Here is an 18,799-nt window from a genome sequence, read left to right as displayed (position 1 = left end):
CTGACTTAAAGTCAGCACCCCTTCTCCCGAAGTTACGGGGTCATTTTGCCGAGTTCCTTAACGAGAGTTCTCTCGCTCACCTGAGGCTACTCGCCTCGACTACCTGTGTCGGTTTGCGGTACGGGTAGAGTATGTTTAAACGCTAGAAGCTTTTCTTGGCAGTGTGACGTCACTAACTTCGCTACTAAACTTCGCTCCCCATCACAGCTCAATGTTACAGAACTAAGCATTTAACTCAGTTCACACCTCACTGCTTAGACAGACACTTCCAATCGTCTGCTTTAGTTAGCCTACTGCGTCCCTCCATCACTACATACTCTAGTACAGGAATATCAACCTGTTGTCCATCGGATACACCTTTCGGTCTCTCCTTAGGTCCCGACTAACCCAGGGCGGACGAGCCTTCCCCTGGAAACCTTAGTCTTACGGTGGACAGGATTCTCACCTGTCTTTCGCTACTCATACCGGCATTCTCACTTCTATGCGTTCCAGCACTCCTCACGGTACACCTTCTTCACACATAGAACGCTCTCCTACCATACCTATAAAGGTATCCACAGCTTCGGTAAATTGTTTTAGCCCCGGTACATTTTCGGCGCAGGGTCACTCGACTAGTGAGCTATTACGCACTCTTTGAATGAATAGCTGCTTCTAAGCTAACATCCTAGTTGTCTGTGCAACCCCACATCCTTTTCCACTTAACAATTATTTTGGGACCTTAGCTGGTGGTCTGGGCTGTTTCCCTTTCGACTACGGATCTTAGCACTCGCAGTCTGACTGCCGACCATAATTCATTGGCATTCGGAGTTTATCTGAGATTGGTAATCCGGGATGGACCCCTCACCCAAACAGTGCTCTACCTCCAAGAATCTTTATGTCGACGCTAGCCCTAAAGCTATTTCGGAGAGAACCAGCTATCTCCAAGTTCGTTTGGAATTTCTCCGCTACCCACAAGTCATCCAAGCACTTTTCAACGTGCCCTGGTTCGGTCCTCCAGTGCGTCTTACCGCACCTTCAACCTGCTCATGGGTAGGTCACATGGTTTCGGGTCTACGTCATGATACTAAGGCGCCCTATTCAGACTCGGTTTCCCTACGGCTCCGTCTCTTCAACTTAACCTCGCATCATAACGTAACTCGCCGGTTCATTCTACAAAAGGCACGCTCTCACCCATTAACGGGCTCGAACTTGTTGTAGGCACACGGTTTCAGGTTCTATTTCACTCCCCTTCCGGGGTGCTTTTCACCTTTCCCTCACGGTACTGGTTCACTATCGGTCACTAGGGAGTATTTAGGGTTGGGAGATGGTCCTCCCAGATTCCGACGGGATTTCGCGTGTCCCGCCGTACTCAGGATATTGCTAGGTACAAAGACTATTTTAAATACGAGGCTATTACTCTCTTTGGCTGATCTTCCCAAATCATTCTTCTATAATCTTTGAGTCCACATTGCAGTCCTACAACCCCGAAGAGTAAACTCTTCGGTTTGCCCTTCTGCCGTTTCGCTCGCCGCTACTAAGGCAATCGCTTTTGCTTTCTCTTCCTGCAGCTACTTAGATGTTTCAGTTCACTGCGTCTTCCTCCTCACATCCTTAACAGATGCGGGTAACAGGTAGTACCTGTTGGGTTCCCCCATTCGGAAATCCCTGGATCATCGCTTACTTACAGCTACCCAAGGCATATCGTCGTTTGTCACGTCCTTCTTCGGCTCCTAGTGCCAAGGCATCCACCGTGCGCCCTTATTAACTTAACCTTATTTTTGACCTTTCAGTCATAAACTCTTATTAATACTACAGCGTTTCGGTTTATTTTCTTGTTACTATTTGATATAGATATTCAATTTTCAATGTGCATTACTTGATGATTCTCTCACCAATGGAGCCTAGCGGGATCGAACCGCTGACCTCCTGCGTGCAAAGCAGGCGCTCTCCCAGCTGAGCTAAGGCCCCACAAGACCTCTCAAGACTAAACAAGACCAATGCGCAGTTCCTTATCCTTAGAAAGGAGGTGATCCAGCCGCACCTTCCGATACGGCTACCTTGTTACGACTTCACCCCAATCATCTATCCCACCTTAGGCGGCTGGCTCCTTACGGTTACCTCACCGACTTCGGGTGTTACAAACTCTCGTGGTGTGACGGGCGGTGTGTACAAGGCCCCGGGAACGTATTCACCGCGGCGTGCTGATCCGCGATTACAGCGATTCCGACTTCATGTAGGCGAGTTGCAGCCTACAATCCGAACTGAGACTGGCTTTAAGAGATTAGCTTGCCGTCACCGGCTTGCGACTCGTTGTACCAGCCATTGTAGCACGTGTGTAGCCCAGGTCATAAGGGGCATGATGATTTGACGTCATCCCCACCTTCCTCCGGTTTATTACCGGCAGTCTCGCTAGAGTGCCCAACTGAATGATGGCAACTAACAATAGGGGTTGCGCTCGTTGCGGGACTTAACCCAACATCTCACGACACGAGCTGACGACAACCATGCACCACCTGTCACCTCTGTCCCGAAGGAAAGCTCTATCTCTAGAGCGGTCAGAGGGATGTCAAGACCTGGTAAGGTTCTTCGCGTTGCTTCGAATTAAACCACATGCTCCACCGCTTGTGCGGGCCCCCGTCAATTCCTTTGAGTTTCAACCTTGCGGTCGTACTCCCCAGGCGGAGTGCTTAATGCGTTAGCTACGGCACTAAACCCCGGAAAGGGTCTAACACCTAGCACTCATCGTTTACGGCGTGGACTACCAGGGTATCTAATCCTGTTTGCTCCCCACGCTTTCGAGCCTCAGCGTCAGTTACAAGCCAGAGAGCCGCTTTCGCCACCGGTGTTCCTCCATATATCTACGCATTTCACCGCTACACATGGAATTCCACTCTCCCCTCTTGCACTCAAGTTAAACAGTTTCCAAAGCGTACTATGGTTAAGCCACAGCCTTTAACTTCAGACTTATCTAACCGCCTGCGCTCGCTTTACGCCCAATAAATCCGGACAACGCTCGGGACCTACGTATTACCGCGGCTGCTGGCACGTAGTTAGCCGTCCCTTTCTGGTAAGATACCGTCACAGTGTGAACTTTCCACTCTCACACTCGTTCTTCTCTTACAACAGAGCTTTACGATCCGAAAACCTTCTTCACTCACGCGGCGTTGCTCGGTCAGACTTCCGTCCATTGCCGAAGATTCCCTACTGCTGCCTCCCGTAGGAGTCTGGGCCGTGTCTCAGTCCCAGTGTGGCCGATCACCCTCTCAGGTCGGCTATGTATCGTCGCCTTGGTGAGCCGTTACCCCACCAACTAGCTAATACAACGCAGGTCCATCTGGTAGTGATGCAATTGCACCTTTCAAACAGTTGTCATGCAACAACTGCTATTATGCGGTATTAGCTATCGTTTCCAATAGTTATCCCCCGCTACCAGGCAGGTTACCTACGCGTTACTCACCCGTTCGCAACTCATCCAGAAGAGCAAGCTCCTCCTTCAGCGTTCTACTTGCATGTATTAGGCACGCCGCCAGCGTTCGTCCTGAGCCAGGATCAAACTCTCATTAAAAGTTTGAGTTCTCACTCATTTCTGTCACTGACAGATTTATTGTTTTTTCATTGTTCAGTACTACAACAATTGTTGTAGCGCCCTGCACATTGGTTCGTCTTGTTCAGTTTTCAAAGGTCTTTGTCACTCGCTTCTCTCAAGTGACAACTATATTAGTATATCACAGTCGCTTTCGCTTGTCAACACTTTTTTGAAACTTTTTTAATCTTTTTTTCATCAAGTGTTCCATCCGCAACATACCATAGTCCGTACGGGATTCGAACCCGTGTTACCGCCGTGAAAAGGCGGTGTCTTAACCCCTTGACCAACGGACCAGAGTTGTTATTTTCAACTCTTACTATTATACCCACTTTTCAAACTTTGTCAACACCTTTTGTAAACTTTTTTAAGTTAAGTAAAAAGAGCCAGAACTATACTGACTCTTCTATTTATTATTAAACTTAGAAGCACGTTCTTCTCCCCACCAATAGGGCATTAGTTCCGCGACTTTCACTATCTTTCTTCTATCGTAGTCCATCATAAATTCTGCATCTTTATTTTCAGCATTAAGCTCTAAAAGGAATTCTCTACAGGCACCGCAAGGCATGGCTGAACTTCCACCATAAGGTAGTTTGTCTCGAAAGGCTATGACTTTTTTAACCTTAGTTTGTCCTGAAAATTGGTACATATTAAAGAGTGCTGCTCGCTCTGCGCAGAGATGGAAAACACCACAGGTTCCCTCCATACAGAAACCTGTAAATATTTGTCCATCTTCTGCTTCTACTGCGGCTACGACATGGTTAGCGTAAACAAAATCAGATACTTCATGTGGATCGTATAGTTCCCGTGCTTCTTCGTACATCTTTTCCCAGATGTCCATTATTGCATCCTTCTTATTTAGAGATTTCTTTTAACATATTTTCAATATGCTGGATTGATTTTTCACGGCCTAACAAGAAGATAGTATCTGGCAATTCTGGCCCATGCATTTCACCTGAAACAGCAATACGAATTGGCATGAAAAGATTTTTTCCTTTAATACCTGTTTCTTTTTGAACAGCTTTGATTTGTGGGAAGATATTTTCTGTTACAAATTCATCATCTGTCATCTCTTCAAGTTTTGCTTTGAAGGCTTCAAGAACTGTTGGGACCGTTTCTCCCGCCATGACTTCGTGCTCTGCTTCTGTCAATTCTGGGAAATCTGAGAAGAAGAGATCTGTCAATGGGATAATCTCATCTACTGATTTCATTTGTGGCTTATAGAGTTCTACCAATTTTTCAGCCTTGTCCGTCAATCGACCTGCTTCTTCTAGGAATGGTTTTGCCATTTCAAAGATAGTTTCAAGGTCTGCATTCTTGATATAATCATTGCTCATCCAGTCAAGTTTTTTCTGGTCGAAGGCTGCTGGAGACTTGCTGAGGCGGTTTTCATCGAAAAGTTTAATGAGTTCTTCACGAGAGAAGATTTCATCTTCGCCACCTGGGTTCCAACCAAGAAGAGCAATAAAGTTAAAAACTGCTTCTGGTAAATAACCTTTTTTACGGTAGTCTTCGATAAACTGAAGGGTGTTGGTGTCACGTTTAGACAATTTTTTCCCAGTTTCAGAATTGATGATTAAGGTCATGTGACCAAACTCTGGTGCTTCCCAACCAAGTGCTTCATAGACCATAAGCTGTTTTGGTGTATTAGCAATGTGGTCGTCTCCACGGATTACGTGAGAAATTTGCATATCATAGTCATCGATGACAACGGCAAAGTTGTAAGTTGGGTAACCATCTTTCTTTTGGATGACCCAGTCACCACCGATATTGCCACCTTCAAATTCGATATCGCCTTTGACCATATCATGCCACTTGTAGATACCTGACTCATTAACAGCCAAACGAACTGTTGGAATGATACCAGCTGCTTCACGTTCTGCGATGTAAGCCGCTTTTTCCTCTTCATTCATACCAAGGTATTCATTGATGTAACGAGGGGTTTCACCAGCTGCTTCTTGGCGTTCGCGTTCAGCTGCCAACTCTTCTTCTGTAACGTAAGATTTATAGGCTTTTCCTTCAGATAACAGTTGGTCGATGTATTTTTGATACAAGTCCAAACGTTCAGACTGGCGGTAGTTTTCATGTGTTTCTGGGCTTTCATCCCAATCTATGCCCAACCAACGAAGGTTTTCAAGCTGTGAACGTTCACCGTCCTCAACATGGCGTTTACGGTCAGTATCTTCGATACGGATAATAAAAGTTCCACCATGATGACGGGCGTAAAGGTAGTTGAATAATGCTGTACGGGCATTTCCGATGTGTAGTAGTCCTGTTGGACTTGGTGCGTAACGTACGCGGATATCTTTTGACATAGTTTCTCCTATAAAGTCTCTAGGCATCTGCCTTTTTGCTCTCTATATTATATCACAAGTCTTGGCTGAGTCCAATTTCTATGGATAAAGAGAGTAAAAAGAGTGGACAAACCACTCTTTTCTTCTATTATAGACGTGCGTTAAGTTCTTTGCTCAATTCTTCAAATCCTGGTTTTCCAAGAAGGGCGAACATGTTACGTTTGTAAGCTTCAACACCTGGTTGGTCAAATGGGTTGATAGCATTCAAGTAACCTGAAAGGGCGATAGCCAATTCGAAGAAGTAGATAGTGTAACCAAGAGTGAAGGCATCTTGCTCTGGAAGGGTCACATACATGTTTGGTACATCACCATCTGTGTGGGCAAGAAGAACACCGTCAGTCGCTTTTTTGTTTACAAAGTCAACGTCTTTTCCTTGAAGGTAACCAAGTCCGTCAAGGTCTTCTTCCAAGCTAGGGATAATCACGTTCTTACGAGGTTTGTCAACACGAACAACTGTTTCAAACATGATACGAGTTCCTTCTTGGATAAATTGACCAAGTGAGTGCAAGTCAGTTGAGAAGTTGGCTGAAGTTGGGTAGATACCTTTTTGGTCTTTCCCTTCTGATTCACCAGCCAATTGTTTCCACCATTCTGAGAAGTATTGAAGTGATGGCTCGTAGTTTACCAAGATTTCAGTTGCATAGCCTTTACGGTAAAGGATGTTACGAACTGCTGCGTATTGGTAAGCTTCGTTTTCAGAGATTTTATCTGAAGTGTAATCTTTGCGAGCTGCGTTAGCACCTTCCATAAGGGCTTTGATGTCAGCTCCTGATGCTGCGATTGGAAGCAAACCAACAGCTGTCAATACTGAGAAGCGTCCACCGATATCATCTGGAACAACAAATGTTTCCCAACCGTTAGCGTCTGCTTCAACCTTAACAGCACCTTTTTGGCGGTCAGTCGTTGCATAGATACGTTTGTTTGCTTCTTCTTGTCCGTATTTCTTAACCAAAAGTTCTTTGAAGACACGGAAAGCGATAGCTGGTTCAGTTGTTGTACCTGATTTAGAAATCACGTTTACTGAGAAGTCTTTGTCTGCAACATACTCTACCAAGTCAGCAAGGTAAGTAGATGAGATTGAGTTTCCTGCGTAAAGGATTTGTGGAGCTTTACGCTCTTCTTTTGTTTGCAAGTTTGCAAAGTGGTGATTCAAGAAGTCGATTGCTGCTTTAGCACCAAGGTAAGATCCTCCGATACCGATAACAACCAAAACATCGCTGTCTGACTTGATTTGCTCAGCAGCTTTCAAGATGCGGTCAAATTCTTCGCGGTCGTAGTTTTCAGGAAGGTCCAACCATCCCAAAAAGTCGCTACCAGCACCAGTTCCTTTACGGATCAATTCATCTGCTGCTGTTACTTGTGATTGCATGTATTCCACTTCATGTGGGGCAACAAATTTGTCTAAAACTTTTGAATAATCAAATTTAATATGTGACATGTTATTCCTCCAATATTTCTTCTTTTATATCATAACGCTTACCTTCGTTTTTTTCAAGTTTTTTTGTCGAATTTCTCCAATTTTTATCAGAATTCAAACGTTTGCGTAAAATGTCATATTCCAAAAATTTTGAAAAAAATAAAGAACGACTAGATGTTCCAGTCGTTACAGTTCATTCAATAAATACTCAAATAATTCTAAATTGCCATCTTCTTCATTAACCAGAAACTCTGGATGCCACTGCAAACCGATAATGCGGTGCTCGTCGATAGACTCAATCGCTTCGATGGTCTGGTCTCTTGGATCAATAGCAGTTACACGGAAATTAGGTGCCAAATCTTTGATACTCTGACGATGGACGGAGTTGACCTGACTTTCTTTTCCAAATAGCTTAGCCACCACGCTTCCTTCTACTGTCTTAATAGAGTGAGATGTTCCGAAAGGTAGTCCTTGCCAGTGACCTTCAATTTCTTGATTGAGGGTTCCGCCAAAGGCAACATTGACAAGTTGGACACCGCGACAGATTGCCATAATTGGTTTATTCTGACGGAGCGCTTCCTTCAAGAGTGCCAGTTCAAATTCATCACGGACCAGATTATAGTCATCGCTCTCGATGGTCTTTTTCTCTCCATAAAATTGAGGATGGACATTTTGGCCGCCTGTCAAAATGAGTTTATCAATCATTTCCACATAATCACGTACAACTGACTCATCACCGACAGGAATGACTAAAGGGAGACCACCGACTTGACGAATGCTCTCTGCGAATCTACAAGATACAGATGAATGAATGTTTTTGCCTTCTGCATCTACGGGACATAGATTTGCAGCAACTCCTACAACCGTTCTAGCCATAATGCCTCTCCTTTCAAATGTTAATACTCTTCGAAAATCTCTTCAAACCACGTCAGCGTCGCCTTACCGTAGGTATGGTTACTGACTTCGTCAGTTCTATCCACAACCTCAAAGCAGTGCTTTGAGCAACCTGCGGCTAGTTTCCTAGTTTGCTCTTTGATTTTCATTGAGTATAACGATAGTCCTATCATATCACTCAAAATGACTTTCGTCTAATATGTTTTTTAAAGGCCGTAATAAATATTTTTTATGGACAAGAAAAAGCTGCCCAAGAGGACAACTTCTTTCTTATTCAAAAACAAATTGATTGTGATAGAGTTCTGAATAAAATCCACCTAGTTTCAGGAGTTCATGGTGATTACCACGTTCAATGACTTCTCCATCTTTAAGGACAATAATCTGATCTGCATTGAGAATGGTTTTCAAGCGATGGGCAATGACGAAACTGGTTCTACCTGCTACAACCGCCTCCATGGCATGCTGAATCTTGCTTTCTGTCACCGTATCTACGTTTGAAGTGGCTTCATCTAAAATGAGAACTTCTGGATCCGTCATCAGCGTTCGAGCGATGGAAATCAATTGTTTCTGCCCTGTTGAGAAGATGCTCTGATCATCATCGATAAGCGTATCGTATTTATCAGGTAAGCTTTCGATATAGTCATGAATATGGGTTGCTTTGGCTGCTGCCTCAACCATTTCCTGACTTGCATCTGGCACACCAAAACGGATATTGTCTCGAATGGTTCCGCTAAATAAGACCGAATCTTGCAAGACAATCCCCACCTTGCTTCTGAGACTATCTAAATCATAGTCACGAATGTCTTTTCCGTCAAAATAAATACCGCCAGCATCAACATCATAAAAGCGATTGATGAGATTCATAATAGTGGTTTTTCCTGAACCCGTCGGACCAACAACTGCTGTCATCTGGCCTTTCGGGGCAGAAATGCTGACATCTTTCAAAATAGGTTTATCAGGCAGATATGAGAAATCGATATGACGAATTTCAACACCTTCTTGCAAGTGAGTGAAGGTTGGAGCCTTTTCAGGTCGGATTTCCTCCTCCGCATCAAACATTTCCTGAATCCGTTCAGCCCCTGTAAAGGCCAACTGAAGGCTTCCCCAACTAGCTGCAACTTGGATAATAGGCTGGTAGTATTGCTGAGAAAATTGGGCAAACATAACAATCAAACCTAGGGCTGTACTTGTTTCAATAGTCTTATCATTTAAAAGTACAGCTGAACCCGCAAAGATGACGATGGCTGTGTTAACCAAACTCATCCCATTCATGACAGGAAACAGAATCCCTGAGAACATTCTTCCTTTAAAGGTCGCCTTGCGCACGCGCTCATTTTGTTCAAGAAATCCTGCCATCATATCCTCTTGAATGCCTTGCACAATTACAGCTTTTTGTCCTGAAATACTCTCATCCATATAGGCGTTGAGTTTCCCTACTTCTTTTTGCTGGAGGTTGGTGTATTTACGTGCCATTTTCACGATGAAAATTAGCATAAGGAAGGCTACTGGTGTGCTGGCGATGGTGATGAGGGCCAGCGTCACATTTCTCGAAAACATGACAAGAATCAGACCAATGTATAAAACAATATTGCTCATGACCTGAACCAGACTTTCATTAAAGGCTTGGAGGATATTATCCAAATCACTAGTAAAACGAGACAGGATATCGCCATCTTGTCGGCGGTCAAAGAAAGAAACCGTTAACCGAGCAAGCTTACCAAAGAGGCCTTTGCGCATCTCGTTAGTCGACTCTGCAATCACGCGCGTCATGAGACACATGTATATGACACTGGAGATAAAGAGAACCAAAACTAGCAGGCCAAGATTGACCATAATTCCTGATAGGCTTTGCCAAACAAGTTCTGGATTGCCATCTTGATAAGCTTGAACTAAATTGGCTAGCTCTGTTACCGCTTGTCCAGAAAAGACCGGAAAGAGGGCTTGGGCAAGAGTTGATAGAACCAGCATCAAGATAACAACCACAAATGAGAACTTGTAGACCTTAAAGTAATGCCAGAAAAATTGAACTGTTTTCATGTCACTCCTCCTTTCCTTTTTGTGTTTCATAGATTTCACGATAAACAGCATTGTTGGCAACCAAGTCTGCATGTGTCCCTTGACCAATCAATCGTCCCTGATCTAGAACCAAGATTTTGTCTGCATGAACAACCGAGCTAATCTTTTGCGCGATGATAATGGTTGTTGTTCCCTTCAAATCCTTATTCAAGGCTTCTTGCACTAGGCGCTCTGACTTAGCATCTAGGGCCGAGGTCGAATCATCAAAAATCAGAATACGTGGATTGCTGACAATCCCACGCGCAATCGACATCCTTTGCTTTTGCCCACCTGAGAAGTTGGTTCCCCGTTCCTCAACTGGACTTTCAAAGGTTTTCTCCATACGATGAATGAATTCGCTAGCCTGAGCAATATTGGCTGCACGCTCCATTTCAAATAGAGTGGCATCTCCCTTACCCTGTCTCAAGTTATCTGCAATCGTTCCACTAAAGAGAATGGCACGCTGAAGAACGATAGAAACAGTTTTGCGCAGGGTTCCTTCACTCACTTCTCGAATATCCTTGCCTCCGATTTTGATAGCACCCTCCTGTGGGTCAAAGAGACGTGGAATCAATTGAGCCAAGGTTGATTTTCCTGCACCAGTCGCTCCAACTACACCAACCATTTGTCCAGGTTCTATAGTAAAGCTCACATCTTTCAGCATCGGTTCCTTGTCCATTGGATAGGTAAAGGTTACATTTTCAAAGCTAAGGCTTCCAACCAACTCTTCATCTTGGATATCCTTGAAGGTCATAGCTGGCTCTGCGTCAAGAATTTCTCGAATACGACGCATGGAAATCATAGCACGACTGACAGAATTTCCCAAAAAACCAACCATGACAATGGTAAAGATAATCTGGCTTAGGTAATTGACAAAGGAAGCAATGGAACCAACAACAGACGGATCCGACTGAACCATTCCTGCAACTAGCCAAATAGAGAGGAAGACCGCCCCGTAACCGACCAACATCATGAAAGGTTCCACTACTGAAAAGGCATAACCAATGTAAAGATTTTGACCAAGAAGCTCGTCTGAAACTTCTGTAAACTTAGCAAACTGCTCTTTTTCTTGGACAAAAGACTTAACCACACGAACACCGCGCAGATTTTCCTTAGCGATAGCATTGATGCGTTCAAGCAGGGTTTGAAACTTGGCAAAACGAGGACCCATCATTCCCATCATGACAGCAGTCAAACCAAAAATCAAGACTACCATAAGAACAATTACCCACCACAGCGAAGGAAGAGTTTGAATCGCCAGGATAAACGAACCGATGAACAAGAGGGGAAGCCTGAAAAGAATTTGGAAGGTCATCATGACGACGTTCTGAATCTGGTTGATATCATTTGTCATACGAACGACTAAATTTCCCGCATTAAATTGTTCAATATTGGCATAAGAAAAGGTTTGGATTTTACGGAAGGCATCCTCTCGAAGGTCGGATGAAACTCCTTGAGCAATATAGGCTGCGAGGACAACATTGAGCCCACCAGCAACCAGACCGACCAGGGCTACACCAATCAACCAAGCCCCGATACTATAAATAGCTTCATATTTCCCAGCAAGGAGGGCGTCTAACACTTCCTGCAAATAACGCGGTTGCAAAAGTGAACTAGCAACCATCAAGCCTGTCATCAGGAGCGAAGCCAAGGCCTGCCACTTGTAGGTTTTTACTTTCTGAATCAGCATATTTTCTCCTTAAAAAAATAGACAAAAGGGAGCGACAATGCGTCAGCTCCTTCTCATTCTGTTTGTGTGATGTTATTCTAGCAAAAAAGTGGGGGATTGTCAAAGAAGTCTCCTTGATATAGCTAGAATGACTAGTCATTCTTGGCTTTATAATTTTTGTTTTAACTCGACCAAGACATTCATGGCCTGCATAGGTGTCATATTGTAAACATCCAGTTTAGCTAATTCTGCTAGAATAGGATGCTCTGCTGGCGCGTCAAAGAGTGAAATCTGTTCTGTGACAGCACTTGTTTGCCTCATTGGAGCAGGACTCTCTTGCCCTTGACTCTCTAGCTGCGTCAATATCTTATCCGCCCTTGCTAGAAGGTCTGCTGGCAAGCCAGCAATCTTGGCAACATGGATACCGTAGGATTTGTCAGCTGGCCCTGGTTCAATCTTATGAAGAAAGGTGACCTGCCCATCCTGCTCCAAGGTTGCCACATGGACATTGACCAAGTGCTCCAAACTGGACTCCAGACTGGTCAACTCATGGTAGTGGGTCGCAAAGAGTGTCTTGGCTCCGATGTGCTCATGGATGTATTCGATGATGGACTGAGCAAGAGCCATCCCGTCATAAGTTGCAGTTCCACGACCTAACTCATCAAAAAGAATCAAGGAATTTTTGGTCGCATGCGAAATGGCATTGTTGGCCTCCATCATCTCTACCATAAAGGTTGATTGACCTGAAACCAAGTCATCTGCTGCTCCGATACGAGTAAAAATCGCATCAAAAATCGGTAAATGGGCGCTTTCTGCTGGCACATAAGAACCCAACTGAGTCATAACTGCCGTCATGGCTAACTGACGCATATAGGTTGACTTCCCGCTCATGTTGGGCCCTGTAATCAGTTGAATACTGGTATCTTCTACCATCTGAATCGTATTGGGAATATAGGTCTGAGCTCCCATCACCTTTTCAACGACAGCATGGCGCCCTTTCTGGATATCAATCCGCGAATCATCTCCGAATTCAGGTCGAATCAAATGCTGGGTTTCAGCCACAACTGCTAGACTCTGTAAGACATCAACTGTCGCAATTCCTTGGGCTAGAGCTTGTAAACGTTGGATGTACTTGCTGACCTCTTCACGAATGCGCATAAAAATTTCATACTCTAGGTTAGCTGACTTCTCACGCGCCTCCAGCATATCTCCCTCGATACGGGCTAATTCTTCGGTTCCAAAACGTTCTGAGTTTTTCAGCGTTGCCTTGCGGAAAAAGTGGGCTGGCACATTTCCCAGTTGCGAATTGGTCACATGGAAATAGTAGCCATCCTTTTTATTGTAGTCAATCTTAAGCGTGCTGATACCAGAATTTTCTCGCTCCTTGGCCTCAATCTCAGCAATCCAGCTAGTCCCTTCTCTGAGCACTCGGCGGTATTTATCCAAAGTCTCATCAAACCCCGTCCGGATAATCCCCCCATCTGTAATCACATGAGGAGCTTCAGGAGCAATGGCAGCGCTAATCAAGCTCTCCAACTCAGGGATTCCATCTAATTGTTCGATAAGATAAGCCAGAGAAGGTTGCTCCATCCCTTCTAAAATCGCACGAATTCTTGGCACACTGGACAAGGTAGTCGCCAGCTGCAAGAGGTCCTTTGGATTGGTCTTGCCAAAAGAAACCCGACTAGCTAAGCGTTCGATATCATAAACACCTTTGAGACTGTCTGTCAAATCACTGCGCTCAAAGAAGTGGTCGAGAAAGACCTGTACCACCTCTTGACGCTGGACGATTCGCTCCTTATCAATCAAGGGGCGATGAATCCAAGAACGCAAGAGGCGCATCCCCATAGCCGTTTTGGTTTCATCCAAAAGCCAGAAAAGACTGCCCTGCTTCTTGCCTGAACGGGCATTCTCAACCAAATCCAGACTAGCCTTGGTCGCATAATCCATCTGCAAGAAATCCTTGATTTCATAGCGGATCACAGGTTTGAGGTGGTTCAACTCCCTCATCTGAGTCCGATGAACATACTGGAGCAGCTTACTAGAGGCTGCTTGCTCCACAGTTGCCAATCGTGAATCCAGTAAATGAAGGTCTTCAAAGCCTTCTTTTTCATAGGAAAGCACCAGATTCATCTGGCGACTGAGGATTTGTTCTTCTTCCTCAGACAAGTCATAACCCAACACCACTTCGCGCGCCTTGAGATTGCGGATTTCTCCACAAACCAGCGTAAAATCCAAAAGACCTGTCACATAAAAATCACCCGTCACCAAGTCCATATAAGCTAAGCCAAATTGATTGCCATCACGGTCTATGGCAACCAAGAAGTTGTTCTGACTATCCGGCTTACTGCTATCAACCACTGTCCCTGGCGTAATGACCTGAACAACCTCTCGTTTCACAACCCCAACAGCTTGCTTAGGATCTTCCATCTGCTCTGCGATAGCCACCTTATAGCCCTGCTCAATCAAGACATCGATATACTGTTGAGCAGAATGATAGGGAACACCCGCCATAGGAATCGGATTGTCGGCATTCTTGTTGCGACTCGTTAAGGAAATTTCCAGAATCTGCGCAGCATTGACCGCATCCTCATAAAATAATTCATAAAAATCACCCATCCGAAAGAGCAAAAAAGCATCTGGATATTGCTTTTTAATATCCACATACTGTTGCATGCCGGGTGATAGCTTTTCTATCGCCATTTTCCGTCTCTCCTTGTCAAAAATAAGTCTTGAGAGCAACTCCCAAGACCTTACTTATCTTTCATCAAATCTAGCAAACGATCTTCCATGAGTTTGGCAACGTGCTGGTCCCGACAAATGACCAATAAGGTATTGGCACCAGCAACTGTTCCTAAAATCCATTCATCCTTGTTTGCATCTACAATATTTGCCAAAACAGAGGCTTCTCCCAATTTGGTATGAAGTACCAAGGTAAACTCTGCTCTTGCAACACCTTCTAAATGATGAGACAAAAATTCCACCAAATCAATCTTTTCTGTCTCATTTGCTAGTACATAATACACCATATCATTTTTCTTGACCTTGGTCAAGCCGATTTCACGCAAATCACGAGACAAGGTGGTCTGAGTCACAAAGACATTGTGCGCCTCCAACCGATCTTGAATTTCTTTTTGTGTACTTAATTTCTCCTCAGTAATCATTTTTTTTATTAACTGATGACGATCTCTTTTTCTCATAAAATCCTCTTATGTGAATATTTATAACTAATTTTATAACTATATTATACCAAAAAAATAGGAGATTTCAAAAATTTTTTCTTCTTTCTTTAAAATTGTGATAAAATAGTAGAAAAGTCCAAAAAGGAGCTCTTAATGAATACAAAAGAATTGATTGCTAGCGAGTTGTCTAGCGTTATTGATAGCCTGGACCAAGAGGCTATTTTAAATTTACTGGAAACCCCTAAAAACTCAGAAATGGGAGACATCGCTTTCCCTGCTTTTTCTCTTGCAAAAGTCGAACGTAAAGCGCCACAAATGATTGCTGCTGAACTGGCTGAAAAGATTGACAGCCAAGCCTTTGAAAAGGTTGTTGCAACAGGACCTTACGTCAATTTTTTCCTTGATAAATCTGCCATTTCTGCTCAAGTATTGCAAACTGTTATCACTGAAAAAGAACACTATGCTGACCAACATATTGGTAAACAAGAAAATGTTGTGATCGACATGTCTAGTCCCAATATCGCTAAACCATTTTCTATCGGTCACCTGCGCTCAACTGTTATCGGAGATAGCTTGTCACATATTTTCAAAAAAATCGGTTATCAAACTGTCAAAGTCAACCACTTGGGAGACTGGGGTAAACAGTTTGGGATGCTGATTGTTGCCTACAAAAAATGGGGTGACGAAGAAGCTGTAAAAGCTCATCCAATCGATGAACTTCTTAAACTCTATGTCCGCATCAATTCTGAAGCTGAAAACGACCCTAGCTTGGATGAAGAAGCACGCGAATGGTTCCGTAAACTGGAAAATGGAGATGAGGAAGCTCTCGCTCTTTGGCAATGGTTCCGTGATGAAAGTTTGGTAGAATTTAACCGCCTTTATAATGAACTGAAGGTTGACTTTGACAGCTATAACGGAGAAGCCTTCTACAACGATAAGATGGATGCAGTTGTAGACATCCTTTCTGAAAAAGGCCTTCTTGTTGAATCAGAAGGTGCCCAAGTTGTGAATCTTAAGAAATATGGAATTGAACATCCAGCCCTTATCAAAAAATCTGATGGTGCAACTCTCTATATCACACGTGACTTGGCTGCAGCTCTTTACCGTAAAAATGAATACCAATTTGCCAAATCTATCTACGTCGTTGGTCAAGAGCAATCTGCCCACTTTAAGCAGCTCAAAGCTGTCTTGAAAGAGATGGGCTACGACTGGAGTGACGACATTACTCACGTTCCTTGTGGTTTGGTTACAAAAGAAGGGAAAAAACTTTCTACTCGTAAAGGGAATGTCATCCTGCTAGAGCCTACTATTGCAGAGGCTATTAGTCGTGCCAAGGCCCAAATCGAGGCTAAAAATCCTGAACTTGAAAACAAAGACCAAGTAGCCCATGCTGTTGGGGTCGGAGCCATTAAATTCTATGACCTCAAGACCGACCGTACAAATGGATACGATTTCGATCTAGAAGCTATGGTATCCTTCGAGGGGGAAACTGGACCTTACGTTCAATATGCCTACGCTCGTATCCAATCTATCTTACGCAAAGCCGATTTCAAACCTGAAACAGCGGAGAAATATAGCTTGAATGATGCTGAAAGCTGGGAAATCATTAAACTCATCCAAGACTTCCCACGTATTATCAACCGTGCGGCAGATAACTTTGAACCTTCTATCATTGCTAAATTTGCAATTAGTCTAGCTCAAGCCTTCAACAAGTACTATGCACATACACGTATCTTGGATGAAAGCCCAGAACGCGATAGCCGTCTAGCCCTTAGCTACGCAACCGCAGTCGTTCTCAAAGAAGCCCTTCGCTTGCTTGGAGTAGAAGCGCCAGAGAAGATGTGATTCAGTACTAACAATTGGAACTAAAGTTCCTAATTGTTAGACGCTAGCCGCTTATATGCGGACTAGCTAACTGCTTCACTAGTAAAGAAACATAAATATTATCGATTTATGTTTCTTTACGTCGTAACCAGAGATACTTACCTAAACGCTTCACTAATTCACCTAACCCAATAATATCGATTTGGTTAGGTGAATGTCGTAATCTTTTAATTACTTGATTGTAAAGCAATCTAAGTAACTAACACTAAAGCCTATCGGGACTTTGGTTTAGAGCTCTATCCAAAAATCTTATCAAGTTTTGCTGACTGATTCTGCTATTTTGAATTGACTAATTCGATTTACTCACTACTACTTCTTTATCATACAAGGAGATTTCCTATGAGCCAATATGCTTATGTCCTCGTTGTGATTAGCTTGGTGTTCCTTTTTCTGCTCAATAAGTACGAGAAGGAGAGACTTCAAAGGCTCTACCAAGAACAACTTTTGAAGGATGAAACATTTAGGGCTGACATCAAAGAGAAAATTCACACGACTGAAAATATCAATGATGTCATTGCTTACATCAATAAAACTTATCATCTAGGAATGTTATTATCAAAAGACACTACAGATCAATTGAAATAAACCTAGCTATTCTTTAAGAAATATCAAAACCGAGACTAAGGGTTTTATACTTAGGCTCGGTTTTTGTGTATTCTTCAAACAATAAAGCCACCACTCCCCCAGCAATGCAAGTGCAAAATCCCCTATAATGTGATAAAATAAAAGAGAGAACTCTATCAGGGAGGAAAACATGAAAAAACAAACCGTCGCCGTCTTGGGGCCTGGTTCTTGGGGAACTGCCCTTTCACAAGTCTTAAATGACAATGGACACGAGGTACGTATTTGGGGAAATATTCCCGAACAAATCAATGAAATTAATACACACCATACTAATAAACACTACTTTAAAGATGTCGTTTTAGATGAAAAAATTATTGCCTACACTGACTTAGCAGAAGCATTGAAGGATGTGGATGCGATTTTGTTTGTTGTCCCAACAAAAGTAACACGACTTGTTGCCCAACAAGTTGCACAAACCCTGGACCATAAGGCTATCATCATGCACGCATCAAAGGGATTAGAACCCGATAGCCATAAACGATTATCAACCATCCTTGAAGAAGAAATTCCTGAACAGCTCCGCAGTGATATCGTCGTTGTCTCAGGTCCTAGCCATGCAGAAGAGACCATTGTGCGTGACCTAACTTTAATCACAGCTGCTTCTAAAGATTTACAAACAGCTCAATACGTTCAAGAACTCTTTAGTAATCACTACTTCCGACTTTATACCAATACGGATGTTATTGGAGTCGAAACTGCTGGTGCTCTTAAAAATATTATTGCTGTCGGTGCCGGAGCTTTACATGGTCTGGGATTTGGTGACAATGCTAAAGCCGCCATCATCGCTCGAGGCTTGGCAGAAATTACCCGCCTAGGGGTAGCACTCGGTGCCAGTCCATTGACCTATAGTGGCTTGTCTGGTGTGGGAGATTTGATCGTAACGGGAACCTCCATCCACTCTCGTAACTGGAGAGCTGGAGACGCCCTTGGTCGTGGAGAATCCCTAGCTGATATCGAAGCCAATATGGGCATGGTGATTGAAGGAATTTCAACAACTCGAGCAGCCTATGAGCTAGCGCAAGAACTTGGAGTTTATATGCCAATTACACAGGCCATTTACCAAGTTATTTACCACGGAACCAATATCAAAGATGCCATTTATGACATCATGAACAATGAATTTAAAGCAGAAAATGAGTGGTCTTAACCCTCTATAGA

General features: G+C 43.6%; 11 protein-coding genes, 2 tRNA genes and 2 rRNA genes (1 of these 15 only partly in view). 3 read left to right on the top strand and 12 right to left on the bottom strand.

Going from position 1 to position 18,799, the window contains the following annotated elements:
• The 12 genes from SK629_RS00910 to argR form a co-directional block, all read right to left on the bottom strand.
• A 23S ribosomal RNA gene (locus tag SK629_RS00910) occupies positions 1-1,751 on the bottom strand; it reaches 1,150 nt to the left of the window's first position.
• A 123-nt stretch (positions 1,752-1,874) separates the two neighbouring features.
• A tRNA-Ala gene (locus tag SK629_RS00905) sits at positions 1,875-1,947 on the bottom strand.
• Positions 1,948-1,998: 51 nt separating this feature from the next.
• Positions 1,999-3,544, bottom strand: a 16S ribosomal RNA gene (locus SK629_RS00900).
• The 16S and 23S rRNA genes sit together here with 2 tRNA genes alongside, the layout of an rRNA operon.
• A 242-nt stretch (positions 3,545-3,786) precedes the next feature.
• A tRNA-Glu gene (locus SK629_RS00895) sits at positions 3,787-3,858 on the bottom strand.
• A 110-nt stretch (positions 3,859-3,968) separates the two neighbouring features.
• Positions 3,969-4,403, bottom strand: coding sequence for a cytidine deaminase family protein (locus SK629_RS00890; RefSeq protein WP_042900182.1), 435 nt, complete (start codon positions 4,401-4,403; stop codon positions 3,969-3,971).
• A 13-nt stretch (positions 4,404-4,416) separates the two neighbouring features.
• On the bottom strand, positions 4,417-5,877 hold the full coding sequence (gltX, locus tag SK629_RS00885; protein ID WP_042900181.1) for a glutamate--tRNA ligase: 1,461 nt from the start codon (positions 5,875-5,877) through the stop codon (positions 4,417-4,419).
• Positions 5,878-6,004: 127 nt separating this feature from the next.
• Positions 6,005-7,354 carry a glucose-6-phosphate isomerase gene (locus SK629_RS00880; protein WP_000018268.1) on the bottom strand — a complete coding sequence of 450 codons (1,350 nt, stop codon included), beginning with the start codon at positions 7,352-7,354 and terminating at the stop codon, positions 6,005-6,007.
• A 165-nt stretch (positions 7,355-7,519) separates the two neighbouring features.
• Positions 7,520-8,209 carry a gamma-glutamyl-gamma-aminobutyrate hydrolase family protein gene (locus SK629_RS00870; protein WP_020902478.1) on the bottom strand — a complete coding sequence of 230 codons (690 nt, stop codon included), beginning with the start codon at positions 8,207-8,209 and terminating at the stop codon, positions 7,520-7,522.
• Between the two features lie 288 nt (positions 8,210-8,497).
• The gene (gene patB / locus SK629_RS00860; protein ID WP_042900180.1) at positions 8,498-10,264 is read right to left on the bottom strand and encodes a multidrug efflux ABC transporter subunit PatB; all 1,767 of its coding nucleotides are present in this window, start codon (positions 10,262-10,264) and stop codon (positions 8,498-8,500) included.
• A 1-nt stretch (position 10,265) separates the two neighbouring features.
• Positions 10,266-11,972: a multidrug efflux ABC transporter subunit PatA gene (gene patA, locus SK629_RS00855; RefSeq protein WP_042900179.1), complete on the bottom strand. Its 1,707-nt coding sequence runs from the start codon at positions 11,970-11,972 to the stop codon at positions 10,266-10,268.
• Between the two features lie 147 nt (positions 11,973-12,119).
• A complete protein-coding gene (gene mutS / locus SK629_RS00850; protein ID WP_042900178.1) occupies positions 12,120-14,654 on the bottom strand; it encodes a DNA mismatch repair protein MutS in 2,535 nt (844 codons plus the stop codon).
• Between the two features lie 50 nt (positions 14,655-14,704).
• The gene (gene argR, locus SK629_RS00845) at positions 14,705-15,151 is read right to left on the bottom strand and encodes an arginine repressor (protein WP_001231476.1); all 447 of its coding nucleotides are present in this window, start codon (positions 15,149-15,151) and stop codon (positions 14,705-14,707) included.
• A gap of 135 nt (positions 15,152-15,286) precedes the next feature.
• On the opposite strand from argR, the gene argS reads away from it, so the two are divergent.
• From argS to SK629_RS00830, 3 genes are all read left to right on the top strand, one after another.
• The gene (gene argS, locus SK629_RS00840) at positions 15,287-16,978 is read left to right on the top strand and encodes an arginine--tRNA ligase (protein WP_042900177.1); all 1,692 of its coding nucleotides are present in this window, start codon (positions 15,287-15,289) and stop codon (positions 16,976-16,978) included.
• A 378-nt stretch (positions 16,979-17,356) separates the two neighbouring features.
• Complete coding sequence (locus SK629_RS00835; protein WP_042900176.1) at positions 17,357-17,602, top strand: hypothetical protein; 246 nt, start codon at positions 17,357-17,359, stop codon at positions 17,600-17,602.
• Between the two features lie 169 nt (positions 17,603-17,771).
• A complete protein-coding gene (locus SK629_RS00830; RefSeq protein WP_042900175.1) occupies positions 17,772-18,788 on the top strand; it encodes an NAD(P)H-dependent glycerol-3-phosphate dehydrogenase in 1,017 nt (338 codons plus the stop codon).
• Positions 18,789-18,799 lie beyond the last annotated feature (11 nt).

This window comes from Streptococcus mitis, assembly GCF_000722695.1.
GTDB lineage: Bacteria > Bacillota > Bacilli > Lactobacillales > Streptococcaceae > Streptococcus > Streptococcus mitis_O.
This window is presented reverse-complemented; position numbering and strand designations above follow the sequence as displayed.